The organism is Oleidesulfovibrio sp. (genome assembly GCF_047973035.1).
In the GTDB taxonomy this organism is placed as follows: domain Bacteria; phylum Desulfobacterota; class Desulfovibrionia; order Desulfovibrionales; family Desulfovibrionaceae; genus Oleidesulfovibrio.
This window is the reverse complement of the sequence record NZ_JBKEBF010000018.1, coordinates 47,723-70,965: the sequence shown is the minus strand read 5'-3', so window position 1 is coordinate 70,965 and position 23,243 is coordinate 47,723. Positions and strand designations below refer to the sequence as shown.

Genomic DNA, 23,243 nt, shown 5'->3' with positions numbered 1-23,243 from the left:
TTATCCTCGGCAACAAAGCAGATTGCTTGCTGTAATGGTTGAACCTTCATGAGCTGCCAGCCAATCCCAAAGGGCTTGAGAAGAATCTTGATAGGCAAAGAACGCTTCAAATTCTTTACGGTTTTTTGAGCGCCATCGGTAATCCATCTCCCACGAAAAGCCTCCGGCATCGTCTTTCACAAGTTTTGTGGCAACGCCGCACCAGAGCAGGTAGGCGCGGCAAACCTCGGCAGGTACTTCACTCAAGGTCAGGTATGCAGGAAGCGCTTTGCGAAGGGTGCAAAGTTCTGCTTCAGTGAACTGTTCTGTGAGTTTTGCGGGTACACACCCCGCAGTAGATAAAGAGTTGGTCGAGTCCCCGTCCCCCAAAAGAGGCACACCAGCAGAAAAAGTGTCCACCTGCCCGAACTCAAAAGGAATCGAAGGCGGCAGGGCGGCTGCAACCCATTCGCAAATGTCCACGCCAAGGGCGAAAGCTTCGCCCGGGTCTTTCCCTTCTGGGGTGGGCCACTCGGTGGCAGTGGGGTAGTTGTCCAGCCAGAAAGTCAGACCTGCTTCACCCGGATCGTCATAATCCAGAGCAAGACAGATCAGTGTGCTTTCGGCAAGGCAAGTATGGGTAGTGGTATCGGGCTTCCCGCGGTTGGTGCGAACGGCAAGTGCTCCTACTTGTCCTTTTGTTGCGTGGTGGATGAGCATTGCATCAAGCTCTGCCTCAGTGACAAAGTAAGCTGAGAGCTGTGCAGGTCTTGAAGCAGGCAAGAACAGCGGAGCACGGGCAGAGCCTTCCAGCTCCATGTACTTGGGGCTGGCTGCATTTTTCAGGTCCGGCTTAGGCCTGCGAATGCGGAGGTTGATGATTTGACCTTCGCTGTTCAGCGTCGGAATAGTGATGCCGCGTGGGATGAATATCTTTGTCCGGACGCGACCGTCGTTGCCCTTTTTAGGCGCAAGGCCCAAAGCAGAGCGGGCACGATAGCGACCAGTGTTTTTCCCCTCAGCTTTCAAGTACCCGATGTGATACTTGCGGACGGCTTCTGCATCAATGCCCCGAGCTGCCAACCACGCAAGTGCTGTCTTTTCGAGTTCGATTTGCTTTGCTGCTTCTGCAGCCAGTCGGTCCACGTATTCCATCCACTTGGCAGAAGGCATTTCATATGAGGCTGGTTCCCACTTGCGAGGGGGGCGAGGCTCTTGAGGTGCACAGCGGCGCTTTTGGTGACGGGAAGGAGCAACGCCAAGCTCTGCGGCAGCTTCACGAAAGGTCATGCCCTCAATGTCTACAAGGTAGCTGACTGTGTCGCCTGCCTTGCCGCACTGGCGGCATGACCACACACCGGCAATGCTATGCTCAGAACATATTTTGCCTAAGTCGTGTGACCGATCTTCCCAGATAACAAAACGGTCGGATTTGCCTGGTTCGCCGCCGCAAAGAGGGCAGGGACCGTTGTATCCGTTACCTTGCTTTTTAACTGCATCGCCAAAACGCATGCGATAAAAGTCTAAAAGTCGTGTCATCTGTCCAAACCTGTCCACTTTGTTTTTTTATTAACTATTTATATTTTTAATATTTTTATTATTTTGGACAGATGGACAGGTAACACATATACCTTACGCATGGAGCACATAGGTGTTCCTTACGTGGGAATATATATGTTCGTGCTGTCCACCTGTCCGTTTTACGGTTCTGCAAATCTATTCAGCATGTTGTCCTTCTTTTTTAGCGGACAGGTGCGGACAGATTGCGCTACTTGAAGCTTGTTCTATGGTCGGCAAGTGCATTTTTTCCCTCTGTGTTGAGGCTGATTCCAAGACGCCATGAGCCGTTTGAGCGCTTATACGGGACGTTCTTTTTGTTCAGCATTTCTGCAAACTTTTTGGCTGATATGCTAAATCTTTTGTCTTTGTTCTGGGCGTACCAGAGGCAAAATGCTTCATGTAGATCGGAGGCTAATATTCTGGTTTTGTAGTTGGTTGGGTCTGGTTGATACGGCTCAATGTCGCACCACTCTGCAATGAACAGCCCTACATCATCCCAGTTTGCTCTTTGCTCACGTGTCCATTCACGCACCTTGGGAGGGACTTTGAGTCCATCTCGCAGGTATTCCATGCAACCCATCACCATGCGGGCAAGGACGCCTTTTGATTCGGCTTGTATTTTTTCGTAAAGGTCTTTGTCGGATTGTCGTTCGTAGGGCTGTTCTGGGTGCTCTACGAACGAGAGCGGCCACTTGATAAGAATCGCTCGCGACCAAAACGCGGCATCGTCTGCCTTGGCCTTCGGCAGTTCGTTGGTGGTCATTATCGGAAGGTGCGTCTGCATCCAGGTCGTTTGCAGCTTGTCCAGCAGACCACGCGCCGTGATGTAGCCACCGCCTGTAAGCTTTTTTAATTTTGCCAAAGCAAAGCGCTGACCTTCTTCGGCCTCGTTGATCCACGCGATGCACATACCGCGAAGAGCCAATACGTCGGGTGATGGTGCTGAAGAGTTTCTGTTTTGCTGCATCTGCAAAAACATTTCGACAGGTACGTCACCAGAGAGCGCTTTGCCGAGCACATGCGTCACAAGTTTGATAAGAGTGTCTTTGCCGTTTCGTCCGTGCTCTCCCCACATAATAGTGAAGATGTGATCTCGACGCTCGGTAATCAGGCCATAGCCCAGCAAGCGCCAGATAAAGTCTACTAGGTCTTGATCATCATCCATTGAAGAAAGCAGAAAGTGATTTGTTGACGGGCAAGGGTCTTTCTCTTTCAATAGGTTAGGATCATACTCTGTCACTATAGCGTTTAGGAGGTAGTCTTCTGGCTTGCCTGGATGCAGCTCCCCGGTGCGCAGGTCGATAACTCCGTTCGGACATGCCTTTAGATAGTGCTTCTGATCTATATGCTTAGGCAGAGCGATAAGCGGATTTTGAATGCGGCGTACCATCGTCAGGAGTTTTTCTTGCCCAGGCGTGTCACGAAGCTGGTTAACACGACGCAACGCTATATCGGCAATGCGTTCTGCCCCTGCGGCCTCATCTCTTGTAGCTGCCTCAGCTGCTTCAATTTTTTTCTGCTCTGCTAGGCGTAAGTACAGGGCGCAGACTTCTTCTATACGCTGGTAGGCGGCTTCATAGTCATCTTCGACCCAATGATGTCCAGCCCAAACTAAAAATCTTTCCCAGTACTTAACAAAGATGACGGTGCCTCTATGCAGGCGACAATACAGCTTTGCGTCACCCACACGGTGCTCATTGAGGTAGCCTAGAATGTCATTATTGCTGATTTCTATAGCTGTGACGCTGCTTGGTTTTGCAGTGCTCTTTGATTCCTTTTTGGAAGTGCGACGACGAGCTTCTACCCGCGCCTTCATATCTTTAATGTCATTAGGCATGAGTAATAGCTCGCTTTTTTATTTCATTCAGGCTGTAGAAGGCTTTCCGTTTTTCCGCGCTTTTGATTCCGCAGTTCGCGGGAAAAGGCCGAAGTGGATTCCCCGTTGCGCTGTAAAAGTGCCGGTAAGGACCCGTGACGGGTAGAGACGTGTGAAAGCGATGCCAACGAGCGCCCGCGCAACACGGACATTTCTGGCAAGTGCTGGCTTTTAATAAGTGGGGTTCAGGGGAGAAAAGTGGGTGCCCTTTGGGTGCCCACTTTGGTGAGATATTTGCTTTGACGAAAGGCAAAAAAATGATGATTTTTGCGCACTCAACCGTCATATGGGCACCCAGTGGGCACCCAAAGGTGATTTTACCCCTAAAAACAAGAACAGGACGCTTCATGCAATAGCATGTAACGTCCTGAAATAAATATGGTGCGCCCGACAGGAGTCGAACCTGTGGCCTACGGCTTAGGAGGCCGTCGCTCTATCCAGCTGAGCTACGAGCGCTTGGGACGTTGGGGATATATGATGAAGGGGTTTCTTGTCAAGTTTGCTAGAGTGGATACAAAGAGTTATGCCACAGACTGTGAACTTTTCGAGGGAGGAATTTGTGGGAATCAGAGGTAGGCTTGCTCCTAGCCCTACGGGATTTATACATATAGGCAATGCGTGGGCTTTTTTGCTTGCGTGGCTTTCTGTCAGATCTGAGCATGGAACCGTAGTTTTGCGAATGGAGGATATTGACCCGGACCGTTCTCGTTTAGAGTATGAAGAAGGTATTGTTGACGACCTGAAATGGTTGGGGTTGGATTGGGATGAAGGTCCGGACTGTGGCGGAGCCTATGGTCCATACAGGCAGAGTGAACGCTTTGCTATATATGAGAGCTCTATTGCCAGACTTGATAGTGAGTCCAAGGTGTATCCTTGCTTTTGCACACGAAAGGAATTGAAGTCTCTGGCGTCTGCTCCGCACGCGGCAGATTATGGGCCCATGTATCCCGGAACGTGCGGTGGGCTGTCCTTATGCGAGAGAAAAGGCCTTATCAAGCAAGGTCGAAGAGCATCTTTGCGTATGCGTAGCGGCGACTCACGCATAACGTTTGATGATGCCATATACGGTGCCCAGAGCTTTAGCCCTGAAGAGTGGGGCGGAGACTTTGCTATCCGCAGATCAGATGGTGTTTTCGCTTACCAGTTGGCAGTGGTTGTTGATGACGCCGCCATGAATATTAATCAGGTTGTACGGGGAGAAGATATCCTGCATTGCACTCCTAGGCAGTTGATTATCTATGCTGCGTTGGGTGAGCATCCTCCCCAATATGCACATGTTCCTTTGGTTGTGGACGCAGAAGGTGAGCGGCTTGCCAAACGGCATAGACACTATGAATTGCGTATGCTGCGTGAAAGGGGGGTAAAGGCTGAGGCGTTGATTGGTTACTTAGGGTGGTGTGCAGGGTTACAGCCTAGCTGCAAGCCAAAAGCTGCATATGATTTTGTAGCTGGTTTCAGTTTTGATAAGCTTCCAACGCATAATATAGTTCTGGAATCTGATGTAATAGAGAGCCTTATCAGAAATTCCTGACGCAGGTTTCTTGCGTTGTAAGCTGTTTGCATGGTAGGCGGAATGCACCGGACGGAAAGTCCGCTATTTTTTGGAGGAAGGTCCGCTATGTTTGAGAATGCACAGGCTGTATTTACTGCCGAAAAAATGGCTGAATTATTTCCGCCTGAGAGAACAGATGCTTTTTTTGACGCCTTGTTTGGCGGAGCTGAAGAAGGTGCGTATACAATAGAACTCGGTTTTCGGTCGGCAAATGCCACTGGTCTTGAGTTCGCTTTTATTTTGAAAGAAAAGCCCGGCAAATGCCTTGCCTGTAATCTTACTTATGGATTGCCGCAGGTTTTTGCACGTCATCCGATTATTAATGTTGCTGGCGTAGTGGCGCAAATTGCAAAAGAAGCTGGGGTTGCTGAATCTGTGATAAAATGGGAGTTGGGGCGTACCTGTGAAGAGTCCCGTGAGTTACACTCCATTCCGCTGATCATAAAAGCTGCCTAGCGTAGATTGTTTTTTGAATGTAAAAAGCCCATACCATGCAGGTATGGGCTTTTTACATTCATTATAGTGGGAAACTACGCCTTAATGCTTCTGGAGATAAATTCCAGCACATCTTCGTAAAGTGAAGGAGGGGCATAAGGAGTAAGAAGCTTTGTACGAATGGAGCCAACCAGATTACAAGTAAGAACCGTGGTGGTTTCATAAGCGGGAAGCTGCTTTATAGAACCGTCTTCAATGCCGCGGCGTACATGGTATTCAAGCTCACGTGGCACTTGGTTGAACTTTTCGTACATGATGTCGCGATCAGTTTTGGTTTTCATGTCGCTATAGGGGGAGCAGCGCACCAGCACCATAAAATGTTCGTTTTTGTCGATAGAAAACTCAAGATATGCCTTACAGAAGTTTATAACGGATTCGTATCCATTAGTTCCTTTTGAGCAGGCGTCTTGCAAGTGGATGATAAAGTGGTCAAGAACATCAAGGCCGGCAGCAAGGAACAGCTTTTCCTTATTGCCATAGTGGTGGGTAAGCAGCCCTAAAGCAACGCCAGCCCGTTCAGAAATTTTTTTGAAAGTAGTTTCAGCGTAACCATACTCCCCGAACAGCTCTTTAGCTGCAAGCAGCAGTGCCTCTTTCTTTGTGATTGTCATAATTCTGGCCCGTCTTTTTGGGTTGCTGAAAAGGGAAGAGCCGTTCCTACGCCCAGGAATTGCTCTTGCAACACCTCTTTTTAACTCAGATTGTTTTGTTTATATTACTTGTATTCATCAGTCAATCAATCTTCTGGGTTGAAATGTTTTCTCATAAAATGTGATGGTAGAGCTAACAGCCTTAAAGGTCATGTGTTTTTAAGAAGGGCCCGTTTCGCGCAATCTTTTCATTTTTCAGATAAACTAAGCTTAGCAGCTGGAATATTGGTCGCGTGGTAATGGTGTGTTGTTTGCTTGGTCAAACAGGGGGGCTTGGCTTAACAAACTTTGATAACTCGTAGCCTCCTGCGTGCAGGAGGCTACCGGAGTGTTTAGTCATATAGTGTGTGTTCGTTATGCTAATGCTGGATGCTCGTCGGTTACGCTATACGCCCCACGCTGTAAGCGTATCGACTATGAAATCGCAAATTGCCGCGTGCTCAGCTTTGCCATTCCCATCAATGGAAATAGGCTGTCCAAATTTAAATCTCGCTGGCAGGCCTGGAGATATCTTTCCAAAGTCCTTTAGAAGGCTGCCGATTCCCCAGACTCTGGTATCTAAAGCAAGCGGTACAACAGGGACGCCTGCTTTTCGTGCAAGCTTTACCCCTATGGAATTAAAAAGATTCTTATCCAGTTTATAGCTTCTGGTGCTTTGAGGGAAAACAATGATGGATCTGCCTTGGCGGAGACGTTTTTCGCCTCCTTCAAGTACAGCTTTAAGGTCTTCTCGTGGCTTAGTACGACTGACTGTGACTGGCTCCCGCGTTAGAAGGACGTGTTTGAAGAATGGATACTCAGCAAGGCTTTGCTTAACTACAAACGTGACGTCTTTGCGGGGCTGGATTATGCTGGGTAAAACGAAGGTTTCTAGTGTGCTCATGTGATTTGCAATAAAAACACACGGCCCTTTGATAGTGTTAATGGCTTCGGAGTTTTCAATGCAGATTGAACCGCCAGCCTTTTCCAGTGCGTTAACGATTCGCAAACTACTTTGTACCCATTCTGAACTGTCGTACAGGTCTTTTTTGCTCAGCGCGGCTGCATGACGAACTGTTAACGCCATGCGGGTATAAAAGCTGATGCTTGGAAACAGCGAAGAGAAAAAGCCGGATTTCCCATCCGGCGTACAGTAATCTCCATAGAGAAGTGGATTCTCCAAGTTCATCATATCCCTCTGGTCAGTCGCTATGTGTTGCAATTATTTTACACGCAGATAAGAGCGAACGCTACGTACCCCTGGAACACTTCGCGCATGCGCAATAGCTTTTGTTACTTCGGCCTGACTGCCGACGATTCCAAGAAGCACTACGTTGCACTGTACGGTCTTTACGTCAACATTTGTGGACCAGATACTGCTGTCACCTATCAGCTTTGAGTCTACACGGGCCTGAATTTCCAGATTGTCTGTAGTACCGCATGTATCATTGACCTTTTTAGGAAGTAAAAATGACGTGACGGATCGTACTCCAGATGTTTTTCTGGCAATGGCTATAGCTCTCTGCTTTTGCGCTTCAGTCGAATATTCACCTACAAGGTATACATCTCCTTTATAAGAAGCAGGAGAAATATCCAGAATTTTCTGTGTGTCATCCTGCAGGTAGGAAGACATGATGTTGGCTGTAATTACCTCATCATTATAGATTGTTTTAACAGGCCGTTCGTCTACAGAAGCCTTGTAAACTGCACAACCGTTGGTCAGCATGACACTTGTACAGCAGATAAGAAGCAGAATTATTTTATTCATTGTTATTTTTCCTGTGTTTTTATGAGATAAGTGCTTGCTGGCGGAAATTTAGGCCGCTCTCATCAAGCCCTCTGCCTACATCGTAAACACCGACTACTTCGTCCGTTAACTTCAAGCTTTTAGCACGTCTGTAATAACGGAACATGTTAACGTAATCAGCCTGATATCCTTTTCCTTGCCAGCCGCCGCAGCGCGTGACTACGAGCTCCTTTGTCAGGCACAGACAAAGCGGGTCTATATTTGACTGGCGAATGGGTTCAACTCCGTCTTCAATCACTGGCAACCAAAGCTTATCATGAGCACGGCTGACATCGATTCTGGATATCAACATTTCTATGCCACAGTGTTTTTCGTATGTATTAAAAGCTGTTAGTGTTAGCGCATTGTCATCATCAACAAACAGAATTCGTTGGCCTTTAGCTGCTTTTAACAAGCCGTTGCGGATGCCGTTTCCGAAATCATTGTCAGCGGGAAAATTGTAGTACCTGATTTGCGGAGCAACTAAAACCTGCGGACCTTTTACGCCGTCAAACCCGACAAGAACTTCATATTCAGTCGCGGGAATACCGCCATGATCAGCTGACGTAAGAACGCTGGTAAGAGCTTGAATTAAGGCATTAGGGCGGTCTCCGCGACTGGGAGTGATGATACTGTACCGAATTGCCATGCTGTAACTTACCTGTTGTTACGTTTTGTTCTGCGCAGCCTGCGCCACCAAGTGACCATGCGACCTTCATGACCATTTTCTTTGGGTTGGTAAAAGACGCGTTCCTGCAGTCCTTCAGGCATATAGTTTTGCTCTACCCAACCCTCAGGATAGTTGTGCGGATAGAGGTACCCTTTGCCGTATCCCCAGTCTTTATGCAGCTTAGAGGACGGGTTGCGTAAGTGCAAAGGAACAGACTGAGGGCCGTTTAATTTAACTTCCTTTGCTGCGTTTAGGTACGCGGCATAAGATGAATTGCTTTTGGGTGCCAAAGCCAGATACACGGCGGTTTCTGCCAGCGGGATGAAGCCTTCGGGCATCCCGACGAACTCGACAGACTGCTGACAGGAAACTGCCAGCGGTAAAGCTTGCGGGTCGGCAAGGCCGACATCTTCAGAAGCAGAAAGGATAAGCCTGCGGCAAATAAAGCGCGGGTCTTCGCCTCCTTCCAGCAGGCAAGCCAGATAGTAAAGGGCTGCATCAGGGTCACTACCTCTGATAGACTTGATAAGGGCTGATGCAAGTTCGTAATGACTGTCGCCCCCTTTGTCGTGACGGGTGATGAGCTCCGGCAGAGCTGCTTTTACAGCATCAAAAGTTTGTTTGTCTTCAGGGAGATTTGCTATGTATTCAACAAGGTTGAGTAGTGTACGTGCATCGCCGTGAGCAACTCCGGCAAGAAGGGTGCAAACGTCTTCCTGCAGAGCCAACCCCTGTGCTTCTGCTCCTTTTTTTGCCAGATCAAACAATTCGCCGTTTGCCAGAGGCTTCAGGCGTAGTACATGCATTCTGGAAAGGAGCTGGCGTGTTACGCTGAAAGAAGGGTTTTCCGTTGTGGTCGCCAGTAACGTGATTTCGCCGCTCTCAAGCACAGGCAGGAAAAAGTCCTGCTGTGCTTTGGAAAAACGGTGGAGTTCATCAAGAACAAGAATATCGACACCGGCAAGAGATTTGCGTAACTGCTGAAGTCCGGCTTCGGGGGCACTGATCCGGACGAATTTTTTTCCGGTATTTTTAGCCAGCAACAATGCAAGTGTGGATTTTCCACAGCCGGGAGGCCCGAACAGCAACAGGCTGGGCAGACGCTTTGCGTTCATCAATGCCCGCACTCTGTCGCGTATATGCCTTTGCCCGACAAATCCTTCGAGGTTGTCGGGGCGGATCATTTCGGGCAATGGTTGCTTTTTAGGAATCAAAGGTAACAGAGGACATCTCCGATGATGACTTATGGCTCCAGAAGTGCAGACCAAGGCAGAGCAGGGCGGCTGTTTCCCAACGCAAAATTCTGTTTCCGAGGCTTAGAGGCGTAACTCCGCCTTTTTTCAGAAGCTTTGCTTCAGCTTCTGAAAAACCGCCTTCAGGTCCGATGATAAATAACGTTTTCCCCGGTTTTTTAAGATGCTCTGTTGAGAGCATTTCTTCTTTTTTATGTCCTTCCCACAGAAAGAAACACTGGTCAAAGGATTCTGCTGCTTCAACTACTGAGGTCACACCCGAAGGCAATGTTTTTAGTTCCGGTAGCCAAGGATTGTCACACTGTTTGGCTCCCGCTACCAATTGCGCCTGCCAGTTTTCCTTTGCCTCTTCTGGTACTTTTGACTGGCTTCTGTCTGCGGCCCAAAGCCATACGCCGGCAGCTTCCAATTCCACTGCTTTTTCGAAAATCCAGCTTCGACGGACAGATTTTCCCCAACCGATGGCAATGTACGCCTGATGTGCCGGGACAGGGTGACTAGTTACGCTAATCTGTCGCAGGCCAACATTTTGTTTGGATACCGAGGTAATTTCAAAGGTCCCTTCAGTTCCCTGCCCATCCAATACTCTAATCTGTTCTCCGGCATGCATGCGCAACACTTTACAAATATGTTGCGCTTCGCTGCCGGTAATGGTGCATGTTTCGCCCCATTCTTCCCGAGGCAGAAAAAAAGTTTTCATAATAACCTGTTACGAAAAAAAAGGGCGCGGTCTGACCGTGCCCTGCTAAAACAATCGGAAACGGTCTATCCTTGAAGTTTGGTGCGCGCAGTGCCTTCTTTATAGAAAGGTAGGTCTGCACGTGTTGCTTCAAGGGAAGTTCTGGCACCTTTAATCAGAAAGCTGGTCTGTTCTGCAACTTCTTTTTTTATATAGGCAAGAGCAACTGCGCAGCCTACAGAAGGAGCAAAAGAGCCACTGGTAACAATGCCTACTTCCTGTCCGTCCGGAAGAGTTACCGGATCATGATGCCGCGCGCTGCGTCTGCCGGGGATGGTCAGTGCAACTAACTGCTCGCGGATTTCCTTATCTGCACCTTTGCCGATGTAGTCTGCTTCTGATTTTAACATCATGCCATACCCTGCTTCGGAGGGGGTATGCTTTTCATCAAGATCCTGACCGTATAAAGGTAAGCCTACTTCAAGGCGCAGCGTGTCCCGGGCGCCTAGTCCGGCGGGTTTTACGTGCTCGTTTTCAAGCAGCTTTTTCCACAAAAGCAGGGCCTTTGATGCAGGCAGGTAAAACTCATAGCCGAGTTCACCGGTGTAGCCGGTGCGGCTTACAATCATTTTTTCGCCGTCGATGTCTACAGTTTCAAAATTGAAGTAACCGAGGCTTCTGAAACTCTTTCCGAGAGTGCTTTCAAGAGCTTCAATCGACTTTGGGCCTTGCAAGTCAATTTTTGCCGTACTTTTAGAAATATCTTCCAGCATTATTTCCGCAGGCAGATTCTGTTTGATCCAGGAAAAATCGCTGTCTGTGCAGGCGCCGTTTACGACCAACATGTATTCATCTTCACCGAGGCAGTACACGATGAGGTCATCCTGAATGCCGCCTTGTTCATTAAGTAGGAATCCATAACGGCATTTTCCTGTTGCCAGAGTCGCAAGGTTGTGCGTGACAACTTTAGAAAGAGCCTGTTGTGCACCAGCTCCTTTGAGCAGGAATTCTCCCATGTGGCAGATGTCAAAAATAGAAGCAGCACTCCGGGTGTGCTGGTGCTCTGCAATAATGCCTGCATACTGGATAGGCATATCCCAGCCTGCAAAAGGGGCCATTTTGGCACCGGCTGCATGGTGCCATGCTGTTAGCGGGGTTTGGAAAAGTTCTGCCAAGGTTTTTCTCCTTGTGATTGGTACGGCTTTCGCCGTGCGGGTAAGTGCGTGGTGGTGTGTCCGGAGCAGTTAATCTTTACGTGAGCGACGGATAGCCCTGAACTCGTCTATGAGAGCCACAAGTTTGCCGTACAGGCGCTTTATGTCTTTACCATAGTCTGTCAGCTCTTCATCCCGTTTTTCAACATAATTTTTAACCAGATAACGGTCATTCAGCATCGCTTCGCCAATTGCGATAACGCTGGCAACCAGCTGGTCGAAATAGCTTACGATTTCGAACTTCAGGTTGCGCAGCAGTTCAACAGCTTCGCGCAGCATTCTACCGTATGAAATCCGTTCCCCCTTATATACCCGGTCCTGAATATCTTCAAGGTAGCGTACTTTACGTGCCTGCTGAATGTAGCTGTATTTAGACCATACTTCCTGATATAACTCATGCATACTGCCAAATACTTCGTATCTGTCAGGCGAAAGCAGGTAGTTATCCAGCACTTTTACAACGTTCGCATAAAAATCATCGCTGTAGCCGATAATCCGCCTCTGGTGCTTGGAAAGCCATGCGTACAGAAATTTCAGACGCTTTTCATCTGTATCGGTATTTTCAATCAACTCGTTACGTTTGTAGATGATTCTGCCCGAATATTCGCCACGGACTATGTCGTTCAGTCGCAGGAACATGTTGCTGGTATCTTTAATTATGTTCAGGTCGCTGATAGTTTTACCGGTAAGCGGATGAATTACTTCCTGTTTTTCTACAGAAAGGGCGCGCTCCTGACGCACGTTATCGGCGTTAAATTTATGCTGACGATACGTAACCTTGAGTATGATGATTCGCCGCTTAAGGTTCACGAAGAAGCCGCCGTCACGAAGGCGTTCAATGGCCTCTGTCTGTTCGGGGTCGACCTGAACCAGGGCTATTTTATCAACCGTGGGGTAGCGGCGTTGGTGAGCGGAATTTTTGATCGTAGTGATTGTTCTGTCAGTCTGACCGAGAACGCGCACCATGAACTTCTCACCTAACTTATGTAACTTACGCGCAAAAAGGGCGCTGGAGGTACGACGTTCAGAAACAATCGGAAACCCATATAGCTCCATAAGAAACTGGTATACAAACAACCTGTTGCGTTCGTACTGCTCGTTGTCCCCGACAGCAAATTTACCTATGTGCAAGCCAAAGCGCTTTATTTCAGAGTCCAGTTCAGAGGGGAATGATGCGTATACCCCTGCAAGGTGAAAGAAACCAAAGCTATCCTGAGCCAGAACTTGCCCCCGGTCCATATCAAGCAGGAAGGGCATCAGCGCAGGATAATTGTCCAGCAGCGAGACGTCGGTTTTGCTGAATTGTAGACGGTATGCGTCATGCAGGTACTTGGGAAGCCTGTTCTGTATAGTTGCTGTATTTTGAATAATGATGTTGTTTTCAAGAGGGCAGGCTTGCCCTTCTGCACGGCCTGTTACATCGAGCAGGCTATGCAACTTGTCGTACTGGAAAATTTCTTGAAAATAGTTGGTCGGACGTGCGAACGCCACCATGCAGAAACCGGGCAGGTTCTTGTATTCGATAAGATCACCCTCAAATGAAGGTAGAAGTTCTCTAGAATCAATAAGCGGGTAGTCTTTTTGCTCGAAAAAAGGTTTGAGTAAGCAGTGTTTAATATGTACTACGTCAAGAAAGTCTCGCAATTCATCGAGTGTGGTAATGGAAAGGGGCTCTGTAAACGAGTCAGAGTCACTCCATGGTAAGCCACATTGTAAAAAAGAGTCTTCCCAGCGCTTTAACATGCTTATTAAAAATGCTTTATAAGTGTTTTTGATTAATAGAGAATATAACAGGTGCCCAGTCTGTAACTCTGGTTACACCAATGTTAGTTTTTTTTCTAAAAAAATTCTACAAAAAATTATTTTTCCACCGTTAATAGCACGTATCTCTTACCTGATAGCTTCGCTGCAGCACCTACTTTGCTATGAACTTTGCGAAGTGGCATTGAAAGCTGGCTTAATGTCTTGTAATAGGTAGTTTGTCTTGGCTGTTTCTGGCCGAACAGAAATTGACAACTTTCCGGCTTTATTTGCCCGGTTATACTTCCGGTCGTACATATATGAGCACAACGTCTTGTTATCAGCGGATTCTCGGTGTCATCAGCAGTGTTTTTGATGCATACTCAGCCGTACTTTTTTTGCCTGAAAGGGCAGGACAGGTGTATTCTATTGCAGCTCAATTCAGCTTGGGTGATAAAATTGATTCATCTTGTTCGATTATGCCGGGGCAGGGGCTTGTAGGTTGGATTCTTCGTAATCAACAGCCGATGTTGGTGAATAACTTTGATCAGCGTCAGTGCTTTCTCGGGTATTATACTCATAATGAAGAGTCTAAAATTAAAGCATTTATGGGGTACCCGTTAGGTAAAGAGCAAGGTGTGCTGTGTCTGGATAGCAAGCGGCAGTATTCTTTTTCTGATAAAGATCAGAGAATCTTGCAGCTGTTTGGCGAACTGATTGTAGAAATGCAAACCAGCTCAAGCGCAACTGCTGAAAATGTTTGCACGACAAATTATTATGGTGCGCTTCAGCTGGTTTATGAACTGCGGAAAAAAGTGACCCGATGGGAGCCTTTCCTTCAGCAGTTTCTGGGTGTTGTTTCTGAAGCAGCGGATTTCAGCCATGCGTACTTTTGTGTGCTTGACGAAAAGTCTGGAACATATTTTATAGAAGGAAAGACCGTGCCTTTTGAAAATGCCAATGCTGATGAAGAGTTCACTCTCGGAAGCGGCTTGATTGGCTGGGTTTTCAATAATGGCACACATGTGATAACTGACAGTAACTCTTCGGGGACTCCAGTTGCTCCTTTGTTTGGGAAAGGGGCCAGTACTCCTCAGTTTCACAGTGTGATTTGTCTTCCTATGCATGTGCACAAGCGGACCAGAGGGGTGTTGTGTCTTGCAAATGTGCACTCTAAAAAAATTTCTGAAGATTTAAAGATTTTCTCTCAAATGGCTGCCGGACATCTGGCATTGTTTTTGGAAAATCTATATTTAAGAAGCCAGCTCTACGACTTGGGTAATGAGCTTGAAGGTCTGAAGGCGACAACAAAGCAAGAAGCCCGTGATCTTTTTGATTCTACTATTTCTAAGGACACATAATGTTTGGTAAATTATTCGGCTTTCTGGGCAAAGACCTTGCAATGGATCTGGGAACTGCAAACACGCTGCTTTATACCAGATCTGATGGCATTGTCCTGAATGAGCCTTCTGTTGTCGCTATTGACCAACAGCGCAATACCGTGCTTGCTGTAGGCAAAGAAGCTAAAGAATTTCTCGGTAGGACGCCGCAACGCATAAAAGCCATCCGCCCCATGAAGGACGGAGTTATTGCCGATTTTGAAGTGACCAAGCAGATGATTGCTTATTTTATCCGCAAAGTTATTTCAGGCATGAGTATGGCCAAGCCGCGAATCGTCATCTGTGTGCCGACAGGGATTACGCAGGTTGAAAAGCGTGCTGTCATTGAGTCTGCCCAGCAGGCCGGTGCACGTGACGTTAAGCTGATCGAGGAGCCCATGGCTGCTGCCATCGGTGCGGATATGCCCATTAATGAGCCTTTTGGCAGCATGGTGGTTGATATCGGTGGCGGCACTACAGAGGTCGCCGTTATCTCTTTATCTGCAGTTGCGTATGCAGAGTCTGTGCGCGTGGCAGGAGATGCCATGAATCAGGCCGTGCAGCGTTTTATGCAGGAACGTTTCCAGCTACTGATCGGCGAAAATATGTCCGAGCGTATCAAAATGACTATCGGTTCGGCATATGAGTTGCCGGAGCGTCTTACCATGTCTGTGTCAGGAAAGGATATGGTTACCGGAACGCCTAAAGCTGTAGACGTTTCTGATGCTGATGTTCGTGATGCTTTGATGGATCCCGTAAAGGCCATTGTTATGGCCGTGCGTAAAGCTCTGGAAAAAACACCTCCAGAACTTGCCGGTGACATAGTGAGTAACGGCATTCTGCTGGCTGGCGGCGGGGCTTTGCTTAAAGGACTGGACAAGTTGATAACAGCTGAAACGGGCCTGAAAGTCGCTATTGACTCGGAGCCGCTTACTACGGTTGTAAGGGGCACCGGGCGCACTCTGGATGACAAGAAGTTTTACAGCAAAGTTTACGTTAACTAAAACAACAACTGCTTAAGGCGGCCTTCAGGCCGCCTTTTTTCTGGTTTATAACAGGACGCTCGATGAAAGATTCATATAAAGCCCTGTGTGACGCTGCTCTGAACGTGGTAACTTCTGCAGGCATGATTATGGCCGAACACTGGAGTAAGCCCAGAAATATCCGGCTGAAAGGGCGCATTGATCTGGTTACGCAGACTGATGTTGCCCTTGAGTTAGCCTTGAAAAACGGACTGAGCAAAGTTTTGCCTGAGGCCACGTATCTGGCAGAGGAAACTGCAAGTGACGGATGTTTGGGAGAATGGACCTGGGTTATCGACCCGCTGGACGGCACAACGAATTTTGCTCACGGTCTGCCTTTTGTCGCATCTTCGGTGGCTTTGTGGCATAAAAACAAAATTGTTGCCGGCGTTGTGCACAACCCCATTCTGCAGGAGAGCTTCTGGGCTGTCCGCGGTGGAGGCGCGTGGAGGAAACAAGGACAGAGTGAAGCGCTGGCGCTGCATGTATCCGAAACGGCAATCTTGCAGGACGCTCTTGTAAGTACAGGGTTCCCTTATTCAGTGGCCGAAGATAGCGCAGAGGTGTTGAGCTGGCTGAAACAGGCTCTTGAGCGTTCAAGAGGTGTCAGGCGGTATGGAGCTGCCGCTCTTGATCTGGCGTACCTTGCAGCTGGTCATTATGATGTTTTTTATGAAATCGGGCTAAAGCCATGGGACACTGCTGCAGGTTGGCTTCTTATCGAAGAGGCAGGCGGGCATATTACTTCGTTTGATGGTGTATCTGCCTACCATCTGGGAGATCGCGGGATTCTGGCAACCAACGGCCAGCTGCATTCAATTGCGGCGGCAGGTTTGTTTGGTTCGTAATAAATCGCACGTTAGCGTTTGTCTGGAAACATGTGGCCGCTTTTATATGCCCAGAGAGCCGCTGGTGTAAGCATTTCGCTGAAGTGTGTGACCATAGCGGCCATATCTGCTTCATCAATGAACATGCCTTCACTCACTTCTTCATGATTTGGCTGAGGTGTAGCGGACGAAAGTCCTGTGGAAAAAAGAGCTGTAAATGCTTGCCCTGTTTCTTTTGATGCAGACAGCCTCCCGAGCTCTTTCATTGTGGGAACGTTGATCCCCAACTCTTCATGGAGTTCTCTGAGAGCTGCTCCCATGAATGATTCTCCGGCCTGAACATGCCCTGTAGCGGACAAATCCCATCTGTCAGGGTAGGCTTTTTTGTTTTTTGCACGTTTTTGCAGGTAGACTCTGCCTTTTGTATCATACAGCATAACCAGAACAATTTTATGAGTAAGTTCTTGCCGATGTACGGCTGATGCTGGCATAACCAGAAGCGTGCGGCAGTCTGCATCCACAACTTCTATGGGGAGTTGTTCATTTGTGATGGCATCATGGACCATATCGTGTTTTTTGGAGTCTGGTTGCTTGGTCATGTCTTTTATAGAGTGAAAATTGTTAATGACGATACGCGATGGTTTTTGCCGCTTGTCAGCGGCTGACACTGACGAAATTGTTACACTGGAAAAGAGCTGCTTTTCTACCCCATGGACAGAAGAGCAGTTTAATTTGGCGTTTAAACAGAAAATCTTTTCTGTGTTCGGCTTCAGAGTATCCGATAAGGTTGTGGCTTATATTGCTGTATATCATGCCGCGGGTGAGCTGGAAATTCTTAACATCGCAACACATCCCGATCATAGACGACGTGGTTATGCTTGTAAGCTGCTGTCGATGATGTTGCAAGTGGCTGCTCAAATGGGTATCGAGCGGGCATTACTTGAGGTGCGTCGCAATAATCATCCGGCCATCAATCTATATGAACATTTGGGGTTTGAGGCCGTTGGCGTAAGAAAAGGTTATTATCGGGATACAGGAGAGGACGCCATTGTATACTCGCGCGACATAGTTGTGTACAATGAGAGTTTAGACGCTCAGATTAGTGAGGATAAATAAGTATGAAGAAACTGATGGCTGCGAACTGGAAAATGTTCAAGACGGCTGATGAAGCTGTTCATACAGCTGAGGAATTGGTTGATGTAACTGGTGTTGTTCCGCAAGACAGGGAAGTTTTAGTTTTCTCGAATTTTATAAGTCTTTCTGGAGTAGCTAAGACCTTTTCTGCTCAGGCCGGCTTCTTTTGCGGAGCGCAGAATGTTTATCCCGCGAAAGAAGGCGCATTCACTGGCGAAATTTCTCCGGATATGATTACTGCAGCAGGTGCTGGTTGGGTACTGACAGGACACTCCGAACGTAGAAGCATTCTTGGAGAGAGCAGTGAGTTTGTGGGCCAGAAAACAGCATTTTGTCTTGAAAACGGACTTAACGTTGTTCTCTGTATCGGCGAAACGTTGGAAGAGCGTGAGAGCGGTCGCCTTGAGAGTGTCTTGCGTGACCAGTTGAGCAAGGGGCTTGCCGAGGTGCCTGTCGATATTGCTCCTGACCGCATTGCAGTGGCGTATGAGCCGGTATGGGCAATCGGCACCGGTAAGGTTGCCGGACCTGCAGAAATCCGCGAAACTCATGCAGGCGTCAGATCACTTTTGCGTGAACTTTTGCCTGCTGCCGCGGATAATATCCGTATTTTGTACGGCGGTAGCGTGAAGCCGGATAACGCGTCAGAAATCATTTCTCTTGACAATGTGGACGGAGTCTTGGTAGGTGGCGCTTCTTTACAGGCTGAAAGCTTCAGCCGGATAATTCTTGCTTGATTTTCGCTGTTGCGGAATCGCATATAGCTCCGAGGAGGAACAAGAACCGTGCAAACTCTGATTCTTACTCTTCACATCATCGCTTGTATTGTACTTACGGTGCTTGTGTTGCTTCAGTCCGGCAAGGAAGGTATGGGCGTCATCTTTGGTGGCGGCAGTTCTTCTATGTTTGGCGGAGCAGGTGCCGGCGGTATGCTGGCAAAACTGACTGCTGTTCTGGCAGCTCTTTTTATTGTAACATCTCTGAGCTATAACTACATCAGCGGTGCTGATCGTCGTGCAGAATCCAGCATTATTGATGTTCAGGTTGAAAAGCCTAAACAGGCTCCTGTCAGCATTGAAGAACCTGCTGAAAAGCCTGCAGCTTCCGAGCAGTAATTATTTGTGAGCCGAGGTGGTGGAATTGGTAGACACGCTATCTTGAGGGGGTAGTGGATTACGTCCGTGCGGGTTCAAGTCCCGCCCTCGGCACCATAAATTTTAAAGGCTGTAGCATCGCGCTGCAGCCTTTTCTTTTTCATATTTTTTTCTGGAGAGTGCAAATGGCTCCCAAATTAACTTTTGTTGTGCCTTCTTATAATATGGAAAAATGGCTTCCCGTGACCCTTGAGTCCTGTTTGGCTCAAACAGAGCAGGACATTGAGGTTTTGGTTATTAATGATGGTTCAACTGATAGAACACTCGAAATTGCTAAGACATACGCTAATGAGGATTCTCGTGTGCGAGTTATTTCGCAGCAGAATCTGGGGCTAGGGCCTACTCGTGCTGTGGGACAACGAGAGGCAACAGGTGAGTATATTACCTGGCTTGATGCAGATGACTTTCTTGATAAGGATGCTGCTAAAGAGATGCTCGCCGTCGCCTATCGGGATAGCGTTGATATGGTTTGCGGGAATGCTGTTGTTTTTTCGGAAAAGACTTTTAATACACGTAGTTACTTTTATTTGCCTGCGGTCTCAAATACAACGTTTGCAAATCCTAATTACTGGAAATGCAAAGTTGTTTGGCGTTGGATAATTAAAACACAATTTTTGCGTGAGGCTGGGGTACATCATCCTGCTTTTAAATTGGGACAAGATGTGTGCACTATGTATCAGGCCCTTACGCAGGTTTCTAGGTTTTCTCAATGCCCGCATCACTTTTATTACTTTAGGCAAGATCATAAGCGCACGTCATCTGCACTTGAGCTGGAAGTGGAGCACCAGATCAGGCACTTTCAGGAAGTCAAAGCGATTCTTATGCAAGCTCAGGCAATAAAACCGCTAGTAAAGTACCTTAATGAAAATCTTTTTCGGGATATTAAGAAGCTTGCTCCGCGAATGGTAGGCGCGGATGCTGTGTGGCGCGAACGTTGTATTGAGTATTGTTTTGATATCTTTGACGGGCTGAATGCCGAATGGTTCAGAAACACTTTTCTTGCACCGGAGCTTAAGGAGCAGAACGCTTTTTTGCCCTTAGTTGACGCTTTGATTGCTAAAGATATACAGGCTGTTTCGCAACAATTCGACTATTGGATGGAACAGGGACTGCAGAAAAAAGCCCCGAACAAAGAAAGTCCGTTTCACACGGTTCGTCGTCATTTCAAAGCTATATTGTTGCCACGATCAATAAAGACAAGGCTGTTGTTGCGGGGTTTGGAACGAGCGGCACAAAAACGTTTGCGTCGATCAGGGATAATATAGTGATAAGGAGGGGATTTTCCTCCTTTTCTTTTTGTTCATGGCTAGCCTCGAAGTATTTTCTCGTTTACTGTCATAGATAACGCTTTCACAAAAGAGACATTATGACTGCAGTACAAGTACATTTTGACCATGAAGAGCATGCGTCTTTGATTTTTGAAGGCAGCTGGACAATCCACGACAGACTACCTGACGTTACAGCTATCCTTGATGAGCTCCGCAGCCGGAAAAAAATTCGACGACTTTCTTTTTTCGGCGATGCAGTTACTGGTTGGGACAGCTGTCTGCCGACTTTTTGTCGGTCAGTGCTTGCAACTGTACCGGTAGATTCTGTTGCTGTTGACCTGGCCGGTTTGCCTGAGGGTGTTGTGCGCCTGCTTGACCTTGCTGCAAAAGTTCCCGAGCGGGCTGGTGCAGCCCGAAAGGAGATCAGGACTGGGCTGATAACTGCAGTAGGTGAGGGAGCTTTGCGCGTATGGGATGATACCCGTATGGCATTGGCTTTTGTAGGGGAAGTCAGTCTGGCTTTTGGCAAATTGCTGCTTGGAAAAGCTGTTTTCCGTATGTCTGATACCATATATCAGTTCAGAGTTTGTGGAGCTCAGGCTTTGCCTATTGTTTCGCTTATAAGTTTGCTCGTCGGATTAATCTTTGCGTTTGTCGGAGCGGTACAGCTTAAGATGTTCGGAGCCGAGATTTATGTTGCCAGCCTTGTGGCCATTGCCATGGTGCGGGTGATGGGCGCTGTAATGGCAGGTATTATTATCTCAGGCAGAACTGGCGCTGCATTTGCTGCAGAGCTTGGCACTATGCAGGTGAATGAAGAAGTTGATGCACTCTCTACTTTTGGAGTTTCTCCCCTTGAATTTCTGGTACTTCCCAGAATGCTTGCCCTTATTTTTATGATGCCATTGCTCTGCGTCTATGCTGACTTTATGGGGATTCTTGGCGGAATGATCGTAGGTGTAACCATGCTGGACATTAGCCCTGCTCAGTATTTTCATATGACATGGCAATCAGTGAAGCTTTCATATTTTGTTATCGGCGTGTTGCATAGTTTTGTTTTCGGCATATTGATAGCTTTGTGCAGTTGTTATAAGGGGATTAATTGCGGCAGAAGTGCCTCTGCTGTCGGAGAAGCCACAACAGCGGCCGTTGTTACAAGCATTGTAAGCCTGATAGTCGCGACTGCTGTCATTACATTTATTTGTAATGTAATGGGCGTGTAATGGAGCTTTAATATTTTGGACAATACAGAACATATCAAAGTTGACTCTCTGACCGTTGCGTATGGAGACTTTGTTCTAATGCGTAATCTTTCGTTCAGTATCGGCAGAGGGGATATATTTGTCATTATGGGAGGGAGCGGGTGTGGTAAAAGCACTCTGCTCAAGGTGTTGATCGGGCTAAAAGCTCCCGCTGAGGGGGAGGTACTTATCAACGGGCAAAACCTGTGGCAGCTGAGCGAGGCTGCACGTCAGGCTATACTGCGTAGAACGGGTATGCTGTATCAGAGCGGGGCGTTATGGAGTTCATTAACCCTTGCAGAGAATGTCGCCTTACCATTGCAGCAGTATACTGCTCTTTCCGCAGCAGAAATTTCTGATCTTGTTTCGTTCAAACTGTCTTTGGTGGGCCTTTCCGGTTTTGAGCAATTTTATCCGTCGGAAATCAGCGGCGGGATGCGGAAACGGGCTGGTCTTGCCCGTGCTATGGCTCTTGATCCAGAAATTTTATTTTTTGATGAGCCTTCCGCCGGTTTGGACCCGGTGAGCGCTCATTTGCTTGATGAACTTATTCTGGAACTTCGGGACAGTTTGGACGCAACAATTGTAATTGTTACTCATGAACTGCCGAGTATTTTTGCTATTGGTACTAACTCTGTTTTTTTAGACGTCACCAAGCGCACGATGACTGCGACAGGCAGCCCTGTGGAGTTGCTGGAAACATCTGATGATCCAGAGTTGATTACGTTTCTTACCCGCGGACAAGGACGCGGGCAATTTGACGGGGAACAATTATGAGTCAGCGGAAAAATACTGTAGTCGTCGGGGTGTTTGTCATTGGCGCATTGTGCTTGTCTATTCTTTTGCTTGTTCTCATCGGCTCAGGGAGTTTTTTTTCGAAAAAAACCCAGTGTGTAATGTTTTTCGAGGGAAGTGTTAAGGGGTTGAGTGTCGGCTCGCCAGTTGTCTTTCGCGGAGTTAAGGTCGGGAGTGTTTCTTCTATTTCGATTTATACCAATCCTGAAACGTTGAAGTTTACCATTCCTGTTTTAGTCGATTTTGAGCGAAACAGCCTTTCGCTGGCTTCTGTAGGTGTGGATAGTTCTAGTAGTTCACTTGAAGAAATTTTAAATGTGGAATCTGAACTGGTACTGGAACGATTAATAACAAAGGGGCTGCGTGCCCGTTTGGATATGCAGAGTTTTGTCACCGGTCAGCTTGTAATTACATTAGACTTTTATCCTGATAAACCTGTTGTTTTGCATCCTTCAGCAGCTGTTCCTGAAATCCCTACGATTTCATCTGCATTGGAGGAAGTAACAAAGACATTCGAACAACTTCCTTTGAAAGAGCTTGCTGCGCGTTTTTTAAATACGCTTGATAATATTGATAGGCTCGTAAGCAACCCTCAGATGCAGGCTTTACCCGGAGAAGTGTATGCCTTTGTTAACGAGAGCAGAGACGCTGTTGCACAGGCCACGTTGCTGATGAGGGATACCCGCAAAATTGTAACGCCGCTTGCGGAAGAAACCAGAAAGACAGTAACCAGCTATGGTAAGTTGGCTGAAAATGTTGACAGTCGGGTTGTTGAGGTTGCTGCTTCATTGAATAAAGTGCTTGCTCGGTCTGAAAAAGCTGCTGAGGGACTCAGTGCGATGACTTCGCCTGATGCCGCTTTGGTGCGGGATTTGCGTGATACGCTGAGAGAACTGGCAGGAGCCGCTCGCTCCTTGCGTGTTTGGGCTGATTATCTGGAAAGGCATCCAGAGGCTTTGATTCGCGGAAAGGGTGATTACAGGAGATAAC

At 47.6% G+C, this 23,243-nt stretch carries 23 protein-coding genes and 2 tRNA genes; 13 read left to right on the top strand and 12 right to left on the bottom strand.

What is annotated here, in order from left to right; translation table 11 throughout:
* The 3 genes from ACK5LI_RS05370 to ACK5LI_RS05360 all read right to left on the bottom strand — a co-directional run bounded on the left by ACK5LI_RS05370 (position 1) and on the right by ACK5LI_RS05360 (position 3,871).
* A complete protein-coding gene (locus tag ACK5LI_RS05370; RefSeq protein ID WP_416946966.1) occupies positions 1–1,518 on the bottom strand; it encodes a primase-helicase zinc-binding domain-containing protein in 1,518 nt (505 codons plus the stop codon).
* 229 nt (positions 1,519–1,747) lie between these two features.
* The gene (locus ACK5LI_RS05365; RefSeq protein ID WP_416946964.1) at positions 1,748–3,376 is read right to left on the bottom strand and encodes a DNA primase family protein; all 1,629 of its coding nucleotides are present in this window, start codon (positions 3,374–3,376) and stop codon (positions 1,748–1,750) included.
* 418 nt (positions 3,377–3,794) lie between these two features.
* A tRNA-Arg gene (locus ACK5LI_RS05360) sits at positions 3,795–3,871 on the bottom strand.
* A 67-nt stretch (positions 3,872–3,938) separates the two neighbouring features.
* On the opposite strand from ACK5LI_RS05360, the gene gluQRS reads away from it, so the two are divergent.
* A complete protein-coding gene (gluQRS, locus tag ACK5LI_RS05355; RefSeq protein ID WP_416946962.1) occupies positions 3,939–4,946 on the top strand; it encodes a tRNA glutamyl-Q(34) synthetase GluQRS in 1,008 nt (335 codons plus the stop codon).
* Between the two features lie 87 nt (positions 4,947–5,033).
* Complete coding sequence (locus tag ACK5LI_RS05350; protein WP_416946960.1) at positions 5,034–5,423, top strand: pancreas/duodenum homeobox protein 1; 390 nt, start codon at positions 5,034–5,036, stop codon at positions 5,421–5,423.
* 74 nt (positions 5,424–5,497) lie between these two features.
* Here ACK5LI_RS05350 and ACK5LI_RS05345 read toward each other — a convergent pair whose 3' ends face one another.
* From ACK5LI_RS05345 to ACK5LI_RS05310, 8 genes are all read right to left on the bottom strand, one after another.
* Positions 5,498–6,073 (bottom strand): TetR/AcrR family transcriptional regulator, encoded by a 576-nt coding sequence (locus tag ACK5LI_RS05345; RefSeq protein ID WP_416946958.1) that lies wholly within the window; start codon positions 6,071–6,073, stop codon positions 5,498–5,500.
* Positions 6,074–6,497: 424 nt separating this feature from the next.
* Positions 6,498–7,283 carry a lysophospholipid acyltransferase family protein gene (locus tag ACK5LI_RS05340; protein ID WP_416946956.1) on the bottom strand — a complete coding sequence of 262 codons (786 nt, stop codon included), beginning with the start codon at positions 7,281–7,283 and terminating at the stop codon, positions 6,498–6,500.
* A 30-nt stretch (positions 7,284–7,313) separates the two neighbouring features.
* The gene (locus ACK5LI_RS05335; protein ID WP_416946954.1) at positions 7,314–7,859 is read right to left on the bottom strand and encodes a BON domain-containing protein; all 546 of its coding nucleotides are present in this window, start codon (positions 7,857–7,859) and stop codon (positions 7,314–7,316) included.
* A 19-nt stretch (positions 7,860–7,878) separates the two neighbouring features.
* Positions 7,879–8,526 (bottom strand): glycosyltransferase family 2 protein, encoded by a 648-nt coding sequence (locus tag ACK5LI_RS05330; RefSeq protein ID WP_416946952.1) that lies wholly within the window; start codon positions 8,524–8,526, stop codon positions 7,879–7,881.
* Positions 8,527–8,534: 8 nt separating this feature from the next.
* The gene (locus ACK5LI_RS05325; RefSeq protein ID WP_416946996.1) at positions 8,535–9,758 is read right to left on the bottom strand and encodes a replication-associated recombination protein A; all 1,224 of its coding nucleotides are present in this window, start codon (positions 9,756–9,758) and stop codon (positions 8,535–8,537) included.
* Positions 9,751–10,500: a 16S rRNA (uracil(1498)-N(3))-methyltransferase gene (locus ACK5LI_RS05320; protein WP_416946950.1), complete on the bottom strand. Its 750-nt coding sequence runs from the start codon at positions 10,498–10,500 to the stop codon at positions 9,751–9,753. Before ACK5LI_RS05320 ends, ACK5LI_RS05325 begins: the two co-directional genes overlap by 8 nt.
* A 65-nt stretch (positions 10,501–10,565) precedes the next feature.
* Positions 10,566–11,654, bottom strand: coding sequence for a glycine cleavage system aminomethyltransferase GcvT (gene gcvT, locus ACK5LI_RS05315; protein WP_416946948.1), 1,089 nt, complete (start codon positions 11,652–11,654; stop codon positions 10,566–10,568).
* A 69-nt stretch (positions 11,655–11,723) separates the two neighbouring features.
* Complete coding sequence (locus tag ACK5LI_RS05310; protein ID WP_416946946.1) at positions 11,724–13,436, bottom strand: hypothetical protein; 1,713 nt, start codon at positions 13,434–13,436, stop codon at positions 11,724–11,726.
* 317 nt (positions 13,437–13,753) lie between these two features.
* On the opposite strand from ACK5LI_RS05310, the gene ACK5LI_RS05305 reads away from it, so the two are divergent.
* The 3 genes from ACK5LI_RS05305 to ACK5LI_RS05295 all read left to right on the top strand — a co-directional run bounded on the left by ACK5LI_RS05305 (position 13,754) and on the right by ACK5LI_RS05295 (position 16,682).
* Positions 13,754–14,794 (top strand): GAF domain-containing protein, encoded by a 1,041-nt coding sequence (locus tag ACK5LI_RS05305; protein WP_416946944.1) that lies wholly within the window; start codon positions 13,754–13,756, stop codon positions 14,792–14,794.
* Entirely contained in the window at positions 14,794–15,816 is a 1,023-nt protein-coding gene (locus ACK5LI_RS05300; RefSeq protein ID WP_416946942.1) for a rod shape-determining protein, read from the top strand. The genes ACK5LI_RS05305 and ACK5LI_RS05300 overlap by 1 nt, the downstream gene beginning before the upstream one ends.
* Before the next feature lie 62 nt (positions 15,817–15,878).
* Positions 15,879–16,682: an inositol monophosphatase family protein gene (locus tag ACK5LI_RS05295; protein WP_416946940.1), complete on the top strand. Its 804-nt coding sequence runs from the start codon at positions 15,879–15,881 to the stop codon at positions 16,680–16,682.
* Between the two features lie 11 nt (positions 16,683–16,693).
* Here ACK5LI_RS05295 and ACK5LI_RS05290 read toward each other — a convergent pair whose 3' ends face one another.
* Complete coding sequence (locus ACK5LI_RS05290) at positions 16,694–17,260, bottom strand: NUDIX hydrolase (RefSeq protein ID WP_416946938.1); 567 nt, start codon at positions 17,258–17,260, stop codon at positions 16,694–16,696.
* 25 nt (positions 17,261–17,285) lie between these two features.
* On the opposite strand from ACK5LI_RS05290, the gene rimI reads away from it, so the two are divergent.
* The 8 genes from rimI to ACK5LI_RS05250 all read left to right on the top strand — a co-directional run bounded on the left by rimI (position 17,286) and on the right by ACK5LI_RS05250 (position 23,242).
* Positions 17,286–17,777, top strand: a complete 492-nt coding sequence (rimI, locus tag ACK5LI_RS05285; protein WP_416946936.1) for a ribosomal protein S18-alanine N-acetyltransferase — start codon at positions 17,286–17,288, stop codon at positions 17,775–17,777.
* A gap of 2 nt (positions 17,778–17,779) precedes the next feature.
* Positions 17,780–18,532, top strand: coding sequence for a triose-phosphate isomerase (gene tpiA / locus ACK5LI_RS05280; protein WP_416946934.1), 753 nt, complete (start codon positions 17,780–17,782; stop codon positions 18,530–18,532).
* Between the two features lie 48 nt (positions 18,533–18,580).
* Positions 18,581–18,910 carry a preprotein translocase subunit SecG gene (gene secG / locus ACK5LI_RS05275; RefSeq protein WP_416946932.1) on the top strand — a complete coding sequence of 110 codons (330 nt, stop codon included), beginning with the start codon at positions 18,581–18,583 and terminating at the stop codon, positions 18,908–18,910.
* A gap of 10 nt (positions 18,911–18,920) precedes the next feature.
* Positions 18,921–19,006, top strand: a tRNA-Leu gene (locus ACK5LI_RS05270).
* Between the two features lie 68 nt (positions 19,007–19,074).
* On the top strand, positions 19,075–20,214 hold the full coding sequence (locus tag ACK5LI_RS05265) for a glycosyltransferase family 2 protein (RefSeq protein WP_416946930.1): 1,140 nt from the start codon (positions 19,075–19,077) through the stop codon (positions 20,212–20,214).
* Positions 20,215–20,315: 101 nt separating this feature from the next.
* Positions 20,316–21,440: an MlaE family ABC transporter permease gene (locus ACK5LI_RS05260; RefSeq protein ID WP_416946928.1), complete on the top strand. Its 1,125-nt coding sequence runs from the start codon at positions 20,316–20,318 to the stop codon at positions 21,438–21,440.
* Positions 21,441–21,518: 78 nt separating this feature from the next.
* Positions 21,519–22,235 carry an ABC transporter ATP-binding protein gene (locus tag ACK5LI_RS05255; protein ID WP_416946994.1) on the top strand — a complete coding sequence of 239 codons (717 nt, stop codon included), beginning with the start codon at positions 21,519–21,521 and terminating at the stop codon, positions 22,233–22,235.
* Complete coding sequence (locus ACK5LI_RS05250) at positions 22,232–23,242, top strand: MlaD family protein (RefSeq protein WP_416946926.1); 1,011 nt, start codon at positions 22,232–22,234, stop codon at positions 23,240–23,242. Before ACK5LI_RS05255 ends, ACK5LI_RS05250 begins: the two co-directional genes overlap by 4 nt.
* Position 23,243 lies beyond the last annotated feature (1 nt).